The organism is Streptococcus oralis (genome assembly GCF_003943415.1).
Taxonomy (GTDB): domain Bacteria; phylum Bacillota; class Bacilli; order Lactobacillales; family Streptococcaceae; genus Streptococcus; species Streptococcus oralis_BJ.
In genome coordinates this window covers 85,949-103,069 of sequence record NZ_RJPK01000001.1, presented here as the reverse complement: position 1 = coordinate 103,069, position 17,121 = coordinate 85,949, and the positions used below count along the sequence as shown (strand labels likewise).

General features: G+C 42.6%; 13 protein-coding genes and 1 pseudogene. 6 read left to right on the top strand and 8 right to left on the bottom strand.

Annotation, left to right across the window (positions count from 1 at the left end; genetic code table 11):
- Positions 1-72: 72 nt before the first annotated feature.
- From D8801_RS00485 to D8801_RS00475, 3 genes are all read left to right on the top strand, one after another.
- A complete protein-coding gene (locus tag D8801_RS00485; RefSeq protein WP_125847081.1) occupies positions 73-2,334 on the top strand; it encodes an ATP-dependent Clp protease ATP-binding subunit in 2,262 nt (753 codons plus the stop codon).
- A gap of 131 nt (positions 2,335-2,465) precedes the next feature.
- Positions 2,466-2,918, top strand: coding sequence for an NUDIX hydrolase (locus D8801_RS00480; RefSeq protein WP_125847079.1), 453 nt, complete (start codon positions 2,466-2,468; stop codon positions 2,916-2,918).
- Between the two features lie 58 nt (positions 2,919-2,976).
- Complete coding sequence (locus D8801_RS00475; protein WP_000767191.1) at positions 2,977-3,276, top strand: DUF1827 family protein; 300 nt, start codon at positions 2,977-2,979, stop codon at positions 3,274-3,276.
- 67 nt (positions 3,277-3,343) lie between these two features.
- Here D8801_RS00475 and metK read toward each other — a convergent pair whose 3' ends face one another.
- A complete protein-coding gene (gene metK / locus D8801_RS00470) occupies positions 3,344-4,534 on the bottom strand; it encodes a methionine adenosyltransferase (protein ID WP_125449678.1) in 1,191 nt (396 codons plus the stop codon).
- A 478-nt stretch (positions 4,535-5,012) separates the two neighbouring features.
- Between metK and D8801_RS00460 the strand changes: the two are divergent.
- Positions 5,013-5,947, top strand: a pseudogene (locus D8801_RS00460) (IS30 family transposase); the annotation flags it as partial.
- 48 nt (positions 5,948-5,995) lie between these two features.
- On the opposite strand, the gene asnS reads toward D8801_RS00460, so the two are convergent.
- The 3 genes from asnS to D8801_RS00445 all read right to left on the bottom strand — a co-directional run bounded on the left by asnS (position 5,996) and on the right by D8801_RS00445 (position 9,158).
- Positions 5,996-7,339 carry an asparagine--tRNA ligase gene (gene asnS / locus D8801_RS00455; protein ID WP_125847077.1) on the bottom strand — a complete coding sequence of 448 codons (1,344 nt, stop codon included), beginning with the start codon at positions 7,337-7,339 and terminating at the stop codon, positions 5,996-5,998.
- A gap of 152 nt (positions 7,340-7,491) precedes the next feature.
- The gene (locus tag D8801_RS00450) at positions 7,492-8,670 is read right to left on the bottom strand and encodes a pyridoxal phosphate-dependent aminotransferase (RefSeq protein ID WP_125847075.1); all 1,179 of its coding nucleotides are present in this window, start codon (positions 8,668-8,670) and stop codon (positions 7,492-7,494) included.
- On the bottom strand, positions 8,667-9,158 hold the full coding sequence (locus D8801_RS00445) for a cell wall elongation regulator TseB-like domain-containing protein (RefSeq protein WP_125847073.1): 492 nt from the start codon (positions 9,156-9,158) through the stop codon (positions 8,667-8,669). Before D8801_RS00445 ends, D8801_RS00450 begins: the two co-directional genes overlap by 4 nt.
- Positions 9,159-9,406: 248 nt before the next feature.
- Here D8801_RS00445 and D8801_RS00440 point away from each other — a divergent pair, with 248 nt between their 5' ends.
- Positions 9,407-9,955, top strand: a complete 549-nt coding sequence (locus D8801_RS00440) for an NADPH-dependent FMN reductase (RefSeq protein ID WP_125847071.1) — start codon at positions 9,407-9,409, stop codon at positions 9,953-9,955.
- Between the two features lie 32 nt (positions 9,956-9,987).
- Here the strand turns inward: D8801_RS00440 and yaaA are convergent, their stop codons facing one another.
- The 4 genes from yaaA to D8801_RS00420 form a co-directional block, all read right to left on the bottom strand.
- Positions 9,988-10,716 (bottom strand): peroxide stress protein YaaA, encoded by a 729-nt coding sequence (yaaA, locus tag D8801_RS00435; protein ID WP_125847069.1) that lies wholly within the window; start codon positions 10,714-10,716, stop codon positions 9,988-9,990.
- A 76-nt stretch (positions 10,717-10,792) separates the two neighbouring features.
- Positions 10,793-12,388, bottom strand: a complete 1,596-nt coding sequence (locus D8801_RS00430; protein ID WP_125847067.1) for a hypothetical protein — start codon at positions 12,386-12,388, stop codon at positions 10,793-10,795.
- Between the two features lie 11 nt (positions 12,389-12,399).
- Complete coding sequence (locus tag D8801_RS00425) at positions 12,400-12,810, bottom strand: peptide deformylase (protein WP_042768592.1); 411 nt, start codon at positions 12,808-12,810, stop codon at positions 12,400-12,402.
- Between the two features lie 104 nt (positions 12,811-12,914).
- Positions 12,915-15,611, bottom strand: coding sequence for a cation-translocating P-type ATPase (locus tag D8801_RS00420; RefSeq protein WP_125847065.1), 2,697 nt, complete (start codon positions 15,609-15,611; stop codon positions 12,915-12,917).
- 307 nt (positions 15,612-15,918) lie between these two features.
- Here D8801_RS00420 and D8801_RS00415 point away from each other — a divergent pair, with 307 nt between their 5' ends.
- A complete protein-coding gene (locus D8801_RS00415; RefSeq protein WP_125847063.1) occupies positions 15,919-17,106 on the top strand; it encodes a cation diffusion facilitator family transporter in 1,188 nt (395 codons plus the stop codon).
- The last annotated feature ends 15 nt before the right edge of the window (positions 17,107-17,121 follow it).

The window sequence follows — 17,121 nt, the reverse complement described above, 5'->3', positions numbered from 1 at the left end:
GAATATATAAACTTTGACTATTTTTGACCTTTTTTTGTCAGGCCAAGGGTAAGAAAGAAATGAGGTAGATGTATGCTCTGTCAAAACTGCAAAATTAACGACTCAACAATTCATCTTTATACCAATCTCAATGGACAGCAAAAACAAATTGATCTCTGTCAAAATTGCTATAAAATCATTAAAACAGACCCAAACAATACCCTCTTTAAAGGGATGACTGACCTAAACAATCGTGACTTTGATCCTTTTGGAGACTTTTTCAATGATTTGAACAATTTCAGACCTTCTTCTAATAACGTGCCTCCAACTCAATCAGGTGGGGGATATGGGGGCAGTGGGGGCTACGGATCTCAAAACCGTGGTCCACTTCAAACACCACCTCCAAGTCAAGAGAAAGGTCTCCTAGAAGAGTATGGGATCAATGTTACTGAGATTGCCCGTCGTGGGGATATTGACCCTGTTATCGGTCGAGATGAGGAGATTATTCGTGTTATCGAAATCCTCAACCGTCGAACAAAAAACAATCCTGTCCTCATCGGAGAACCAGGTGTTGGTAAAACAGCCGTTGTTGAAGGTCTGGCTCAAAAAATTGTCGATGGTGATGTTCCCCATAAACTCCAAGGCAAGCAAGTTATCCGTTTGGATGTGGTCAGTCTAGTTCAAGGAACGGGTATCCGAGGCCAATTTGAAGAGCGTATGCAAAAACTCATGGAAGAGATCCGCAAACGTGAGGATATTATTCTCTTTATCGATGAAATCCATGAGATTGTCGGTGCAGGATCTGCGGGCGATGGCAATATGGATGCAGGAAATATCCTCAAACCTGCCCTTGCTCGTGGTGAGTTGCAATTGGTTGGCGCTACTACTCTTAATGAATACCGCATCATTGAAAAAGATGCTGCTTTGGAACGCCGTATGCAGCCTGTCAAGGTAGATGAACCAACTGTCGAAGAAACCATTATCATCCTCAAAGGGGTTCAAAAGAAATACGAAGACTACCATCACGTCAAGTATACTGATGCTGCTATCGAGGCAGCTGCTAATCTGTCCAATCGTTACATTCAAGACCGCTTCTTACCTGACAAGGCTATTGACCTGTTGGACGAAGCTGGTTCTAAGATGAACTTGACCTTGAACTTTGTGGATCCCAAAGTGATTGATCAGCGTTTAATTGAAGCTGAGAATCTCAAGACTCAAGCTACACGAGAGGAAGACTTTGAAAAAGCTGCCTACTTCCGTGATCAGATTTCCAAGTACAAGGAAATGCAGAAAAACAAGGTGACCGATCAGGATACTCCTATCATTAGCGAGAAAACCATTGAACATATCATCGAGCAGAAAACTAATATCCCTGTTGGGGAACTAAAAGAAAAAGAACAATCTCAACTCATCCATCTGGCAGAGGACCTCAAGTCCCATGTTATCGGACAAGATGAGGCTGTCGATAAGATTTCCAAAGCCATCCGTCGTAATCGTGTTGGGCTTGGAACTCCTAACCGCCCAATCGGAAGTTTCCTCTTTGTCGGACCAACTGGTGTCGGTAAGACAGAACTGTCCAAACAACTAGCCATTGAACTCTTTGGTTCTGCTGACAGCATGATTCGCTTTGATATGAGTGAATACATGGAAAAACACAGTGTGGCTAAATTAGTCGGAGCCCCTCCAGGTTATGTTGGCTACGATGAAGCGGGTCAGTTAACGGAAAAAGTTCGTCGTAATCCTTACTCACTCATCCTTCTCGATGAAGTCGAAAAAGCCCATCCAGATGTGATGCATATGTTCCTTCAAGTCTTAGACGATGGCCGTTTGACAGACGGGCAAGGACGGACTGTTAGCTTTAAGGATGCCATCATTATCATGACTTCAAATGCTGGAACTGGTAAAGCCGAAGCCAGCGTTGGTTTTGGAGCCGCTCGTGAAGGGAGAACCAACTCTGTCCTCGGTGAACTCGGCAATTTCTTTAGCCCAGAATTTATGAACCGTTTTGACGGCATCATCGAGTTCAAAGCTCTCAGCAAGGATAACCTTCTCCAAATCGTCGAACTCATGCTAGCGGATGTCAACAAACGCCTTTCTAGCAACAACATCCATCTCGATGTGACAGACAAGGTCAAGGAAAAGTTGGTTGACTTGGGGTATGATCCAAAAATGGGGGCACGCCCACTCCGTCGTACCATTCAAGACCATATCGAAGACGCCATCACTGACTTCTACCTTGAAAATCCAAGTGAGAAAGCCCTCAAGGCAGTCATGACAAGCAATGGTAAGATTCAAATCAAATCTGCCAAAAAAACTGAAAAAATAGAAGAGATTGCTTCTGAAAAAGAAGAATAAAACTATATAACAGGTGCAGGAAGTCTATCATTTTCTGCACCTTTTTTTACTAAAATAACTGTAAATTCTTGACAGCTTGCCCCTCGTCCATTATGATAATAATAAAGATACTAGAGAATGAGGAAAATGCAATGGCAAACCCAACTTTTGGTGATAAAAAAGAGAATGTGACCTACCAGCCCCGCTATGGTGTGTACGCAGTTATTCCGGATGCAGAAAAAAAACAAATTGTCCTAGTTCAAGCTCCCAATGGTGCTTGGTTCTTGCCAGGTGGAGAGATTGAAGCAGGCGAAGATCATCAAGAAGCACTGAAGAGAGAACTAATCGAAGAACTTGGCTTTACAGCTGAGATTGGAACCTATTATGGACAAGCTGATGAGTATTTCTACTCTCGTCACCGTGACACCTACTACTACAATCCAGCTTATCTCTACGAAGCGATTTCTTTCCAAGAAGTACAAAAACCTTTAGAAGACTTTAATCATATTGCTTGGTTTCCTATTGACGAGGCAATAGAAAAACTCAAACGTGGTAGCCACAAATGGGGAATTGAAGCTTGGAAAATCCAGTATGGAATTGACTAAAATACACGATTTTATCCAAAAAGTGCTATAATAGAGTTAGAAAATCGGAGGAACTATTATGAAGCTTATCAACACGACTAATTCACACTCGCAACTTGTTAAAAGCCAATTAGAAAGTACTGACGCAACTCTTGTTGAGGTCTATTCAGCTGGGAACACAGATGTGATTTTCACACAAGCTCCGCTTCACTATGAAATCCTCATTTCCAACAAACACCGCGCTATTCGTGAACCAGAAATCGAAACCATCCAAGACTTCTTCATGAAGCGCAAAATCGATAAAGATAATATCGATGAAGCTAATATCAAGACGCTTTATTCCGATAAATTGATTGAAATTTCTATTCCTACAAAATAAGAAAGCCAGCCAAAAGCTGGTTTTCTTTTGCAAAAAAAGATTGGTAGTTTCTACCAATCTTTTAGTTTTATTTCACAGCTTCTTTCAAAGCATCTACCTTGTCCAAACGTTCCCATGGAAGGTCAATATCTGTACGTCCCATGTGTCCATAAGCCGCTGTTTGACGGTAAATTGGACGTTTGAGGTCCAGCATTTGGATAATTCCTGCAGGGCGAAGGTCAAAGATTTGACGCGCTGCTTTTTCAAGCTTGCTTTCAGCTACCGTTCCAGTACCAAAAGTATCTATACGAACAGAAACAGGCTGCGCCACACCAATAGCGTAGGCCAATTGCACTTCTGCCTTCTTAGCAAGACCTGCTGCAACGATGTTCTTGGCAATGTAGCGAGCCGCATAAGAGGCTGAACGGTCCACCTTCGTCGCATCCTTACCAGAGAAGGCACCTCCACCATGACGAGAGTAGCCACCATAAGTGTCCACGATGATCTTACGACCAGTCAAGCCTGAGTCTCCTTGAGGTCCACCGATTACAAAGCGCCCAGTCGGATTGATGAAGAATTTTGTTTGCTCATCCAAGTAAGAGGCTGGGATAACTTCTTTGATAACCTTGTTAATCACATCATTGTGAATTTGTTCATTGCTGACTTCTGGGTCGTGCTGAGTTGAAATAACGACTGTGTCCACACGCACTGGACGGTCATTTTCATCATACTCAACTGTAACTTGTGATTTAGCATCTGGACGGAGATAGCTGATTTCACCAGACTTACGAAGTTCTGCCAAACGACGAACCAGTTTGTGGCTAAGCGAGATTGGTAATGGCATGAGTTCCTCTGTCTCATCCACTGCAAATCCAAACATAAGACCTTGATCTCCAGCTCCAATCAAATCAAGCGGATCTTGATCTGCATTTCCACGAACCTCCAAGGCTTCGTTAACCCCTTGGGCGATATCTGGTGATTGCTCAACAAGCGATGGATGAACTCCAACTGTTTCCGCAGAAAAACCATATTCTGCATTCGTATAACCAATCTCTGCAATGGTATCGCGAACCACACGGTTAATGTCCACATAGGCATTTGTAGAAATTTCACCAAAAACGTGGACAGAACCAGTATAAACAGCTGTCTCAGCAGCAACGTGCGCCTCTGGATCCTTTGCTAAAATAGCATCCAAAATCGCATCTGAAATTTGGTCTGCAATCTTATCTGGATGCCCCTCAGATACAGATTCAGACGTGAATAATTTACGTTCTGACATAAAAATGTCCCCCCTTAAAAAATATTGTTATAGAGTTACAAAGTACTGATAGGTATTTCTATAGTCTAAGAGTTACGACGCGAAAGAAATAAAAACAATACTTTTTTATTTCTGAAGCTAGTAAGGCGCATAGGGTGACCGCATTATAGCGGTAACCGTAGAATGACAAGCGACTTTGAAGCCATCATTCTTTGCGAGTTACAAAGTACTGATAGAAATTTCTACCATCTTATCGGGACTATATAACCTTATCATTATACCACTTTTTATTTTTTTTTGCATTCTTTAGAAAAATCTTAAAGAAAAGTAACAAAAAGGAGCCATTCTGAAAATTCTATAATGAAGTTAGCCACCCAACTTTCCTAAAAATGAGCTGGTTCAACTAGTCAATATTGTCAAATGAAATCTAGTTATAGGCATAAGAAAACACCTCTGTGTTACACTTGTTGTTCACCACAAACACAAGAAAGGTACAGAGATGCAAAACAATTATACTACAGAAGCTAAACACTTGACAATCCATAGCCGTCGTTTAATCGAACGATGGAAAAATGAAGGAAAATCAAATAGAGAAATCGCCTCTCTACTTGGAAAAGCTCCTCAGACCATCCACAATGAAATCAAACGTATCACAGTCTTACAATGTGTTGGAAAAGGACGTTTCAAAAAGATTTATTCTGCCGACTATGCTCAAATGGTTTATGAAACCAATCGGAAGCGCTCCGTGAAGAAACCAATCTTGACCAAAGAACTAAAGCAAAAGATTCTTCACTATCATAACCAAAAGTTGTCTCCTGAAATGATGGCCAAGGCTAAGGGTGTTACAGTGGGAATTTCAACCATCTACTACTGGATTCATCATGGGAAATTGGGATGGACCAAACAGAATCTCCTTTATCCTAGAAAAGGAAAAACTGTCAAGAAACAAGCTAGTCCCAACTTTAAACCTGCTGGGAAATACATCGAACAGCGTCCCAAGGCTATCAATCTTCGCTTGGAGAATGGGCACTACGAGATCGATACGGTCCTACTGACAAGAGCGAAAAACTGCTGCTTGCTGGTCTTGACGGATCGAAGGAGCAGACATCAAATTATTCGATTAATTCCAAATAAAAGTGCTGAGTCCGTCAATCGGGCTCTAAAACTCATCTTAAGACAATACAAGATTCTTTCCATCACGGCAGATAATGGAGCCGAATTCAACCGCTTGTCTGATGTATTTCTAAGGAACATATCTACTATGCACACCCCTATGCCTCTTGGGAAAGGGGAACCAATGAGAATCACAACAGGCTTATCCGTAGATGGTTGCCTAAAGGTACTAAGAAAACGACTCCTAAAGAAGTCGCCTTCATCGAAAATTGGATCAACAACTATCCTAAAAGATGCTTGGACTACAAGTCTCCCAGAGAAGACTGCTTGCTGGCTAACTTGAACTTGAAATTTAGCCTTTTTACTAGTTTACGGTTTGATACGGTGCAACATACGTGGGAATGGAATCGCTTCGCGGATATGTTTTGTACCTGCTGCGAAGGTTACCATACGCTCGATACCGATACCAAATCCACCGTGTGGCACTGTACCGTATTTACGAAGGTCAAGGTAGAATTCGTATTCTGTACGATCCATTCCAAGTTCTTCCATCTTAGCGACAAGGGCATCATAGTCTTCCTCACGCATAGAACCACCGATGATTTCTCCATATCCTTCTGGTGCAAGCAAGTCTGCACAAAGCACGCGCTCTGGATTTCCAGGAACTGGTTTCATGTAGAAGGCCTTGATAGCTGCTGGGTAGTTGATAACAAAGGTTGGTACACCAAAGTGGTTCGAAATCCATGTTTCGTGTGGTGAACCGAAGTCATCTCCATGTTCCAAATGCTCGTAGTCAGCATCAGCATCATTTTCATGCTCTTGCAAAAGGTCAATGGCTTGATCGTAAGTGATGCGTTTGAAAGGCTCTGCAATATAGCGTTTCAAAAGTTCTGTATCACGTTCCAAAGTTTCCAAGGCTTGAGGAGCACGGTCAAGAACACCTTGAAGAAGAGCTTTAACATAAGCTTCTTGCAAGTCAAGTGATTCGTCATGTGTCAAGTAAGAATACTCCGCATCCATCATCCAGAACTCAGTTAAGTGGCGACGCGTTTTTGATTTTTCAGCACGGAATACTGGTCCAAAGTCAAAGACACGACCAAGGGCCATAGCACCCGCTTCAAGATAAAGCTGACCTGACTGGCTCAAGTAGGCTGGAGTCCCAAAGTAGTCCGTTTCGAAGAGTTCTGTAGAATCTTCTGCTGCATTTCCTGAAAGAATTGGGCTATCAAATTTCAAGAAGCCGTTCTTATCAAAGAACTCATAAGTTGCATAAATGATAGCGTTACGGATTTGCATCACAGCCACCTGCTTACGAGAACGGAGCCACAAGTGACGGTTGTCCATCAAGAAGTCTGTTCCGTGTTCTTTTGGAGTGATTGGGTAGTCTTGAGATTCACCAATCACTTTGATGTCTGTAATATCCAACTCATAGCCAAACTTAGAACGTTCGTCTTCTTTGACAATTCCTGTTACATAAACAGAAGTTTCTTGGCTAAGGCGTTTAATCGTATCAAACTTCTCTAGACCCACTTCCTCACCGAACTTTTCAATAAAGTTTGGTTTGAAGGCAACTCCTTGGAAGAAGGCTGTCCCATCACGTAATTGCAAGAAGGCAATTTTCCCTTTTCCAGATTTGTTGGCAACCCAGGCTCCAATGGTCACTTCTTGACCAACGTAGTCTTTTACATCGATAATCGTTACACGTTTTGTCATAATCTATCTTCCTTTTTTCGTTTAACTTGTCCGAAGACATCATTACCCACTATTTTACCATAAATAGACTGTGATAGCTAGGTTCTACTAGAGAAAATTCGTGAGATTTTCGTTACAAAAAATCTTCGCTGAAAAGGCGAAGATTCTAAGTTTTATTTTTCCATAAATTGATGCAAGCGACGAATAGCTTCTTTTAATGTATCCAAGTCGGTGGCATAGCTGAGACGAACATTTTCTGGTGCTCCAAATCCAGCTCCTGTAATCAAGGCAAGGCCGACTTCTTCGAGAATAGCCGTTGTAAACTCTGTCACATCAGTATAACCCTTCATCTCCATCGCTTTTTTAACATTTGGGAAAAGATAGAAGGCTCCTTGGGGCTTGACAACTTCAAATCCTGGCACTTGGCACAAGAGTGGATAAATGGTATTCAAACGTTCTTCAAAGGCTTGGCGCATGGTTTCAACAGAGTCTTGCGGTCCAGTCAGCGCCTCAATCGTTGCATATTGAGATACTGCTGTCAGATTTGAAGTCGTTTGTCCTGTCAATTTGCTCATAGCAGCGATAATCTCAGGATTTCCCACAGCATAACCTACCCGCCAACCAGTCATGGCATAGGCCTTAGATACACCGTTAATCACGAAGGTTTGCTTGCGAATGGCTTCTGACAGACTAGAGATTGGAACAAATTCATTCCCGTTATAAACCAAACGACCATAAATATCATCTGCTAGGATAAGGACATCATGTTCAACAGCCCAATTTCCGATGGCCAAGAGTTCCTCACGAGAGTATATCATACCGGTCGGATTCGATGGTGAATTGAGAACCAAGACCTTGGTCTTAGCTGTTCGGGCCGCTTCTAGCTGCTCTACTGTTACTTTAAAGTGATTGTCTTCCTTGGCCTGAACAAAGACTGGCACACCTTCTGCCATCTTGACCTGGTCTCCATAGCTGACCCAGTATGGTGTAGGGATGATGACCTCATCACCTGGATTGACCACAGCCATAAAGAAGGTGTAGAGAGAGAACTTGGCACCAGTGGCAAAGGTAACCTCGTTAGCTGCTACAGAATACCCATAATGGCGTTCAAAATAGGTATTAACCGCTGCTTTTAACTCTGGTAGGCCTGAAGCAACTGTATAAAAGGAAGCTCGTCCATCTCGAATCGCTTCCACCGCTGCATTCTGAATATTTTCAGGAGTATGAAAATCAGGCTGTCCCAAGGTTAAAAAAAGAACATCCTTTCCTTGAGCTTTTAATGCCTTGGCTCTTGCATCACTAGCTAGAGTGACGCTTTCTTCCATTTCTAGTACACGTTTGGATAGTTTCATATGTCCTCCTTTAATTGGATCACTGCTCCTGTTTCAAAGTCGACCAGATAGTACTGGTTTCCTGACTTAACTTCCCAAATCGGCTTGTCCTGATAGCGACCAAAGGTGACTTTGTCAATGTCGCTAGCTCCTTTTTCCCTCGAAATCGTCGCCGCCTTGTCTTGAGAAATCCCCTTATCTAGCTGATAAACGTAAATCTTGTGGTCATTCTTTTCAATCAGTACGGCAATGGCCTCTTGTTTTTTATTATGCCCCAGTACGCTGTAATAACCTTCTAGTCCATTATAAAAATCAACCTGATCTACCTTTTCCAATTCTGCATACTGCTTGGCCAGTTTTTCTCCTTCAACCCTAGCATCCTGATAGGGCTTCATACTGAGAGAAATCAGATAAAGGAAGGAAGTGGTCATGACTAGTAATACTAAAGTAATGCCGATTCCATACTGTAAAAGTAGCTTGTTTTTTGCGTTTTTCTGTCTTAGTTTCACTCGTCTATTTTACCATCTCTCTTCCTTTATTACAAGTGAAGACAAGAACATTCTAAGATTCTTTTCCCCTTGAAATTAAATACAATATTTGTCTGTCTATCAAATACTGCTTTCTCAGAACTAAGTTTTTCCACCCCTAACAAGTAAACTTAGCTGAGCAAAATTATTGCTAATTAGTATTATTTGTTGTAACATAGACGGTAACAAAAGAGTTCACTCTTTAATTTTTAACTAAAAGGAGACACATCATGTCTAAAAAAGTATTATTTATCGTCGGTTCACTTCGCCAAGGTTCTTTCAACCACCAAATGGCCCTCGAAGCTGAGAAAGCACTTGCTGGAAAAGCGGAAGTTAGCTATCTTGATTACTCTGCTGTTCCCCTCTTCAGCCAAGATCTTGAAGTTCCGACTCATCCAGCTGTAGCTGCTGCTCGCGAGGCTGTCCTTGCTGCCGATGCTATCTGGATTTTCTCTCCAGTCTACAACTTCTCTATCCCTGGAACAGTGAAGAACTTGCTTGACTGGCTCTCGCGCGCCCTTGACTTGACAGATACACGTAGTGCTTCTGCCCTTCAAGACAAGTTTGTTACTGTCTCTTCTGTAGCCAATGCAGGTCACGAGCAACTCTTTGCGATTTACAAAGACCTCTTGCCATTTATCCGTACACAAGTCGTTGGCGACTTTACTGCCGCGCGTGTCAATGACTCTGCTTGGGCAGACGGAAAATTGGTGTTAGAAGAAGCAACTGCTTCATCACTTGCAAAACAAGCTGACGACCTTCTTGCAGCCATCAACTAATCAAGCATAAAACCAGCTCGAATGAGCTGGTTTTATGCTTGTTTCACAAAGACGAGTTCTAAATCACTTGATAAATCAGGTCGGTAGTCAAAACCTGCAAAACTGAGCTTGCGAGCTTGTTCGACTGTATGGACTTGCCCCTCTATCAAGGCGGTCAAAAAAGCACCACGGGCTTTTTTTGAAATGGTTGAGTGGATTTTCAACTGGCCTGCCTTGTCCTCCATAAATTTGAAGGTCACCATCTTTTCTATGATTCCCTTCGAAAATACGGTTTCAAACTCTGATGATAGGAGTGAGAATATCAAGTCCTCATCCTGTAGTGCCTCATCATAGGCTGACTTCCAATGACTCTTTAAAGTCTTACCAGCAACTTTTAACTTCATCAAGAAGTCCAAACGATGAGGAGCCATGGGCGACAAGGCGGGGACAACACCGTATAAAGCCGAGGTAATTAGGACATGATTTTCAAGATAGGTTTGTTCAGCCTCGGTTAAGCCATCTCGTTTGATGTGGCGATACATGAGACCATCGAAGAGTTTCAAGGCTGGATAGTTCTTAGCCCTGTGATCTTTTAGAGCTTGAATATGAGCGTACTCTTCTTCTGCTTTCTCGGCAGATACCTTATAAAAGGTCTCTAATTCACTAGCTGGGTAGTGCGCCAGTGAATCAAGGACTGCCTGACTTTCTTCCCTCAAAGGGAGCGCTTCAATACAAGGATGGTCTGTGTTCATTTCTTTTGCTGTTGGTATTAAAATTTTCATATTGTTAGTGTAGCATATTTTTCAATTACGACCAAGAATTTCATCTTAAAAACCTCGGTTCATACCGAGGTTTCTTTTACTTGACTTTAAATGTTTTGAGATAGTTATCTTTTCCAACTTGACCTTCAAAGGATTGACCATTTTCGAGGTAAGGAAGGTCGTCTGATACGGAAGCCTTGACCTTATAAATCTTGCCATCAACTTTAAAGAAATAGACGGTATCACCCTTGATGACAGCTGATTTAAGGTCTGAGACGATACCCTTGATGTTTTCTACCGTTTCATTATCCAGCTCGAGGTCGTTTTTATTGGCATACTTGCTGAGGAGTTCATCTACCGTAGTTGCTACGATGACATTTTGGTACTCCACGGCATCGACCAATGCATACTCCTTGACCAAGCCTGCATTGTCCTTCAAGCCCATGATATAGAGCGGTTTGTCATTGAGATTGACAAGGATAGGAAAGGTAGCCTTGTAGGCCTTCTCCTGAACGGCTCCTTCTGCGGAAGCACGGGCTGATTCTTCGGTTGCTGAAGCTAGATTGTACTTGGTGATTTCACCAGTGCGCATATTTTCAAGGATAAAACCTAGATTACTTTCATCAGCATTTGCTGAAGTCACTCCCGTATAGAGATAGATATCATTTCCGATAGAAAGATAGTTATAGCCCTCAGTCGTTTGGGTAACATTTTTCTTAGAAATCAAGGCATTCCAGAAGCCGTCTTTATACTTGCCGTTGTAGTTGATTTGCTGGATGGTTTCTTCTGCTGGATAGACACGATCCACCCATTCTGGCACCTCATCCAAGCTGTATTCCCTGGTTTCTCCATCGGTCGCGTCCAAGATAATAACAGACGAAGGGCGAGGGACTCCTAGACCAAACTGTTTTTGATAAACGGTTGCTACATAGAAGGGATTGCCTTCATCATCCACCTCAAAGGAGGGCGTTTTAAAAATCTTGGTTGGGTACTTGATCCGAAGATGACGTTTGACATCACGATTAAAATACTCGGAGTCTGAATACTTCATCGGCGTTTTTAAATCCACCAATTCCGCATTTCCTGTCACCATATCAACCTTGATATACTCGCCAATTCCCTTGGACTGATTATTAAACCATTTGATCGGGTCGGCATACTCCAAAGGGGTCACCCGATAGGGCTTGCCATCAACTGTCAGCTGGGTATAAGTATCTGCTGCTACGTACTGGGAGACCTTATCCGTCAGAGAGCCTAGATAACGGTCTCCAATCTTTTCTGCAGTGCTCCGATCTAGGATTGGAACCTTACTGGTATCACTCTTAGGAAAATCTTTAAAGTCTTTTTCTGTGATAGACACCACATTAGCATAATTTTTTGCTTGGAAAAAGCTAGAGGTTACTAGGCTTACCAGACCAGCAAGGGCAAAAATGAGTCCTGCAGCCAGCAACAATCCTCCACCTAATTTATTAAAATGGAATCCTTCTAGATTGAGATCTTTGGCAGCCTTGCCATGACGTACATGAACAGTTTTGAGGAGATTGGTATCCTTGCGGAAACTAAACAAAATCCCCATCACCACCAGATGCCCACAGAGAAAGAAGATGAATTCCCAACTGGTAAGATTGAAAGGTGGTAAAAAGATATACCAGGTCGTTGCGATAAAAACAAGTTCAAATAGTATGCGTTTCATCTGAATTCCTCCTAAATAATCCGTCCTTCTAAATGATCCAGTTCATGTTGGCAGATCTGAGCTGGAAAACCTGTTAACGTAATGGTCTGTTCCTGCCACTTGCTATCACGATAGGAAACCGTAATCGTTTCATAACGAGTTGTTGGTCGCACCCCAGTCAAAGACAAACAACCTTCCTCTGTCTCATAAGGTCCTTTATAGGAAAGGAGAATGGGATTAAACATGACCATGGGAACCAAGCCAAGATTAAAGATAATCACGCGCTTCTGCACACCAATCATATTGGCTGCCAGACCGACACAGGTTTCGCGATTAGCCAGCAGGGTATCCTGCAAATCCTTAGCCAGATAAAGGTCTTCTTGACTTGCAGGTTTCGAGACCTGCGACAAGAATAAGACATCTCGGACAATTCTCTTTTCCATTCTCTTACGCTCCTTACAACTTTACTTTATTATAGCACAAAAGGGGGCAACTTCTAGTCCTTTTCCTCAAATGCAAAAAAAGCCATCCGAAGATGACTTTCTTTTTAAATCGCATTCTTGTCAAAGCCGAGTTTACGTTGAACAAACTTAACGATTTCGACGATAAGAATCATTGAGAAGCTTCCAGCTAGAACAATAGCCCATTGTGATAAGTCTAGTTTGGTTACGTGGAAGATTCCTTCAAGCGGTTCTACGACAATTGTTGCCATAAGAAGAATGAAGGATACCAAGATAGACCAGTTGAAGGTCTTAGACTTGAATGGTCCAACTGTCAAGATGGATTGGTAAACAGACTTAACATTGTAGGCATGGAAGAGCTGGATCAAACCGAGTGTTGCAAAGGCCATGGTAAGGGCATCTGCGTGAATAGCTTGGTTGTCTCCTACATGGACTGGATAGGTAAGAGCAAGGCCATAAACGGTCAAGACGAGTGCCCCTTGGAGTACACCTTGATAGATGATAGAACCCAAGACCCCACCTGAGAAGAAGCTTGACTTACGTCCACGAGGTTTGTGGGTCATAACACCTGGCTCAGCAGGTTCAACACCAAGAGCGATAGCTGGGAAGGTATCGGTTACCAAGTTGATCCACAAAAGATGAACTGGCTGTAAGACATCCCAACCAAACAAGGTTGATAAGAAGATGGTCAAAACTTCAGCCGTATTGGCAGAAAGTAGGTATTGAATAGTCTTTTGAATGTTTGAGAAGACCTTACGTCCTTCTTCAACTGCGACGATGATGGTCGCAAAGTTATCATCCGCAAGAATCATGTCAGAAGCTCCCTTAGAAACCTCTGTACCAGTGATTCCCATACCGATACCGATGTCGGCTGTTTTCAGAGCTGGAGCGTCATTAACACCGTCACCTGTCATAGCAACGACCTTACCTTGGTTTTGCCAAGCTTTCACGATACGAACCTTGTGTTCTGGAGATACACGCGCATAAACAGAGTATTGACCAACGACTTTTTCAAATTCTTCATCTGAAAGTTCGTTAAGCTCAGCACCAGTCAAAACATGGTCTTCCGAGTCATTTTCGTCGATAATTCCCAAACGTTTAGCAATAGCTTCTGCTGTGTCTTGGTGGTCACCAGTGATCATGATTGGACGGATTCCCGCTTCTTTAGCCACTCGAACAGCTTCTGCAGCTTCAGCACGCTCAGGGTCAATCATCCCAATCAAACCAGTAAAGATCAAGTTGTTTTCAAGCTCTTCAGAAGTAAGATTTTCTGGAATACTATCGATAATCTTATAAGCACCTGCAAGGACACGCAAGGCTTGGTGAGCCATTTCCGAGTTGTTTGTATGGATTAATTCAGTGACTTTCTCATCAATCGGAGCAACATCTCCAGCCTTATCACGAGCAACACAACGTTTCAAAAGTTGATCTGGAGCCCCCTTGACTGCCACGAGGAATTTACCATCTGGCAATGGATGAACCGTTGACATGAGTTTACGATCTGAGTCAAATGGCAACTCAGCAACACGAGGATATTTCTCTAAGAACCCTTTAACATCGTAGCCCTTGTCCAAGGCATACTGGATGAAGGCTGTTTCCGTTGGATCCCCGATCAGGTTTCCTTCTGCATCAATCTTGGTATCGTTGGCCAAGACAACAGAACGAAGAAGAGGCATGTCCAAGCCAAGTTCAATATCATCAGCAGAGTCATGTAGGACCGCGTCATAGAAGACCTTCTCGACGGTCATCTTGTTCATGGTAAGCGTACCAGTCTTATCAGAAGCGATGATTTCTGTTGAACCAAGTGTTTCGACTGCTGGCAACTTACGAACGATAGAGTTTCGTTTGGCCAAAACTTGAGTACCAAGGGCAAGAACGATGGTCACGATAGCAGGAAGTCCTTCTGGGATGGCTGCAACAGCAAGTGCAACAGAGGTCATCAACTCACCAAGTGGATTTTTACCTTGAATGAAGACTCCAACTACAAAAGTAACAAGGGCAATAACCAAAATTGCATAGGTCAAAACCTTAGAAAGGTTGTTCAAGTTTTGTTTGAGTGGCGTGTCTGTCTCGTCAGCATCTTGGAGCATACCAGCGATATGACCCACTTCAGTGTACATACCTGTATTGACAACAACACCAAGACCACGACCATAAGTCACATTTGAGTTTTGGAAGGCCATATTGACACGGTCACCAATACCAGCATCTGTAGCGAGCTCGACGGTCAAGTCTTTTTCAACTGGAACAGACTCACCTGTCAAAGCTGCTTCTTCGATTTTAAGAGAATTAGCTTCTAGCAATCGTAGGTCTGCTGGCACCACGTCACCTGCTTCAAGAGCAACGATATCACCTGGTACCAATTCTTTTGAATCAATCTCAGCCATATGCCCATCACGAATAACGCGAGCAGCTGGACTAGACATAGACTTGAGGGCTTCGATGGCTTCTTCTGCTTTTCCTTCTTGGTAAACACCGAAGGCAGCGTTGATGATAACCACGGCTAGGATAATGATGGCATCTGCGATATCTTCCCCACCAGAAGTTACGACTGACAAGATAGCCGCAGCAACTAGGATGATAATCATCAAATCCTTAAATTGCTCGATAAACTTGACTAGGAGTGATTTTTTCTCACCCTCTTCGAGTTCATTGCGCCCATATTCAGCTAGGCGTTTCTGCGCTTCGCTTGACGAAAGGCCTTGCTCAGTTGCTTCAACCGACTTCAAGACTTCTTCGGGACTTTGAGTATAAAACGCTTGGCGTTTTTGTTCTTTTGACATATGTCTCCTCCTTGACTTTGTGTGCAAAACAAGCTCTCTTTTGGTTTTATGACAAACAAAAAGAGACCTGTTAATCATAACAAGTCTCGCTGTTTAAGATAGCGCCGGAAAGAATACTTTACAGTATAAAATTCGGAATGACGACACTATCACAGGTTTCTGCCAGCTACTCCCTTGAGTAGTACTATTATATCAAAATTTGAACAATTTTCAAGAATTAAAATCCGATAAAACAAGACTAAATTTGAATTTTCCCATGAAAACCAGTATAATGAAAACAGAATCTCAGCACTAGAAAGGAAGTCCGATGAATCAATCCATGTCAAATCTCAAGTTGGCGGAACGTGGTGCCATTATCAGCATTTCGACCTACCTCCTCTTGTCTACGGCAAAATTAGCGACTGGCCACCTCCTACATTCTTCCAGTTTGGTAGCGGATGGTTTTAACAACGTATCAGATATTATCGGAAATGTTGCTCTTCTGATTGGTATTCGGATGGCTCGCCAGCCCGCAGACCGTGACCATCGTTTCGGTCACTGGAAGATTGAAGATTTGGCTAGTTTGATTACTTCCATCATCATGTTCTACGTTGGCTTTGATGTTCTTCGAGACACCATTCAAAAAATTCTCAGTCGGGAACAGACGGTTATTGACCCTCTAGGTGCAAGTCTAGGAGTCTTATCAGCGGCAGTCATGTTCGCCGTTTATCTCTATAATACTCGTCTCAGTAAGAAATCCAAATCCAAGGCTCTCAAAGCGGCAGCAAAAGACAATCTTTCCGATGCTGTGACTTCGCTTGGGACTTCCATTGCTATCCTATCCAGCAGTTTCAATTATCCGATCGTAGATAAATTGGTCGCTATCATCATCACTTTCTTTATCTTAAAGACAGCCTATGATATCTTTATCGAGTCTTCCTTTAGTCTTTCAGATGGTTTTGACGACCGTCTGCTGGAAGATTATCAGAAGGCCATCATGGAGATTCCAAAGATTAGTAAGGTTAAGTCCCAAAGAGGTCGCACCTACGGTAGCAATATCTACCTTGATATCACGCTGGAAATGAATCCCGACCTATCAGTCTATGAAAGTCACGAAATTGCAGACCAGGTTGAGTCTATGCTAGAAGAACGATTTGGAGTATTTGATACCGATGTCCATATCGAACCTGCTCCTATACCTGAAGACGAAATTTTAGACAATGTCTACAAAAAACTGCTCATGCGTGAGCAATTGATTGACCAAGGAAATCAGCTAGAAGAACTCCTTGCTGAGGACTTTCTCTATATCCGTCAAGATGGGGAGCAGATGGATAAAGAGGCTTACAAGGCCGAAAAAGAGTTAAATTCAGCTATCAAGGACATCCAAATCACTTCTATCAGTCAAAAAAACAAACTCATCTGCTATGAGATGGATGGTATCGTCCATACCAGTATCTGGCGTCGCCACGAAACCTGGCAAAATATCTTTCATCAAGAAACCAAAAAAGAAGAATAGAGAAATCCTGTCCAT